We start from the raw sequence: 1,496 nt of genomic DNA on the forward strand, positions 1-1,496 counted from the left end.
GGTTATGCCATCCCAAACGGGTGAACATGACACCAAGGGTATCGGAGTCAAGCAGGTATTCCTGCATCAGGATCAGTTTAGGTGATGCTTCTTCACCATTAGTGCGGAACTGACGTTGCGCCATCTGACGAAAATCATCATCTAAAATGACCAAGCTACGCTGCAGTGCATTCAATCGAGCACTACGTTCAATTGAGACCTCATTACTACGTTGGATCTGATTGACGACCTGATACGCCGCCACACTTAAAGTGGCAAATATCGCGATCGAGACCAGCACCTCTATCAGGGTGAAGCCTTGGGGTTTACGTGGAGAGCGGGTGCGACTAATTTGAGACATAACTGCGTACCGTCACCACAGGTGATGCATTCTTGCTGGTTGCCACACTGACATCAAAAGCCTTGAGCAAATTATCGCTGGTTGCCACTGGGGTCACTGTCCAAAACCAATCTCGCTCGGCCAACTTTTGTGTGCCTTGCGCTTTTTTTAGCTTCTCAGGATGGAGCATCACCATCGCCATTTGATTGTCCACAACCATGGCAGCAAAGGTTTTCTCTTCCAAGTAACTGAGTGTATTGATGTGTTGAGTCACAGCACGTATCACGCTGATCGCAGCCGTGGCAAAAATAGCCAGAGCCACCAGTACCTCAAGCAGAGTCATACCACGTTGACGCTTTGAGCTAAGATTACTCCTCTTCATCTTGCTCTCCAGGTTGCAACAGGCGAATCACCCCATTGTCTTGCACACGAATACGCCAACCGTCTTGCAAAGAGTCACCAGTATTTGGGTAGAATGAGAGAGTAAATGGCGTCAGCTCAGCACTCGATAAAATATAGATCTGAGGCGGCTTAGGTTTCTTCTCTTCTTCTAGGTCGGCAAACATATCTTCATCAAACAGGCTACCGGGATTGAAAAGACGATCGTCGTCTTGCCATGCTCCGCCACCCAAGCTTAATGAAAGAGAGAGTTCTTCAGGCAGCTCAGTAATTGAAGGGATCTTTTCAAATTCCACCTCTTGCCAGCCTTCAGAGTTTAGGCTCATGAGAACATAAGTGGATTTTTGTTCATCGACACGAATGCCGAAATCTAAGCCACTTAAAATCGCCTCTTCATTAAGAAGCTGCACGCGCTGATAGAAGCTCTGTGCATACTGCTTAGCAACGTCTTTGGCATTGGTTGGAATGGTTGCGATCACCGCAACCGCAGTCAATGACAGTAATACGAGAACCAGCAGAATTTCTATTAGAGTAAATCCACGCAGTCGCGTTGTGCTGCGGGATTGAATAGGGCTTCTCACGTTTCGTATTACCATCACGACATAGATTCACAATAAGCGTCAGCTTATTGGAAGTCTTGCATATTCCAGTTACCGATATCTGCCGCAGCACCTTCACCGCCTTCTTGGCCGTCTGCGCCTAGCGTGAAGATATCAATCGTACCGTTATCACCTGGGCTTACGTCTTGGTACGCGTTACCCCATGGGTCGTTTGGTAG

4 protein-coding genes are annotated in these 1,496 nt (G+C 47.8%); all 4 read right to left on the reverse strand.

Going from position 1 to position 1,496, the window contains the following annotated elements:
• Positions 1-340 (reverse strand): type II secretion system minor pseudopilin GspJ (gene gspJ, locus KIV40_RS31885; RefSeq protein ID WP_306431929.1); only part of this gene is annotated, 340 nt, incomplete at its 3' end.
• A complete protein-coding gene (gspI, locus tag KIV40_RS31890) occupies positions 327-701 on the reverse strand; it encodes a type II secretion system minor pseudopilin GspI (protein ID WP_285353332.1) in 375 nt (124 codons plus the stop codon). The genes gspI and gspJ, both read right to left, overlap by 14 nt.
• A complete protein-coding gene (gene gspH, locus KIV40_RS31895) occupies positions 688-1,263 on the reverse strand; it encodes a type II secretion system minor pseudopilin GspH (RefSeq protein ID WP_285353334.1) in 576 nt (191 codons plus the stop codon). The genes gspI and gspH overlap by 14 nt, the downstream gene beginning before the upstream one ends.
• Before the next feature lie 80 nt (positions 1,264-1,343).
• Positions 1,344-1,496: type II secretion system protein GspG (locus KIV40_RS31900; RefSeq protein ID WP_285353336.1), on the reverse strand; the 153-nt coding region annotated here is incomplete at its 5' end.

Source organism: Vibrio sp. D173a (assembly GCF_030248475.1).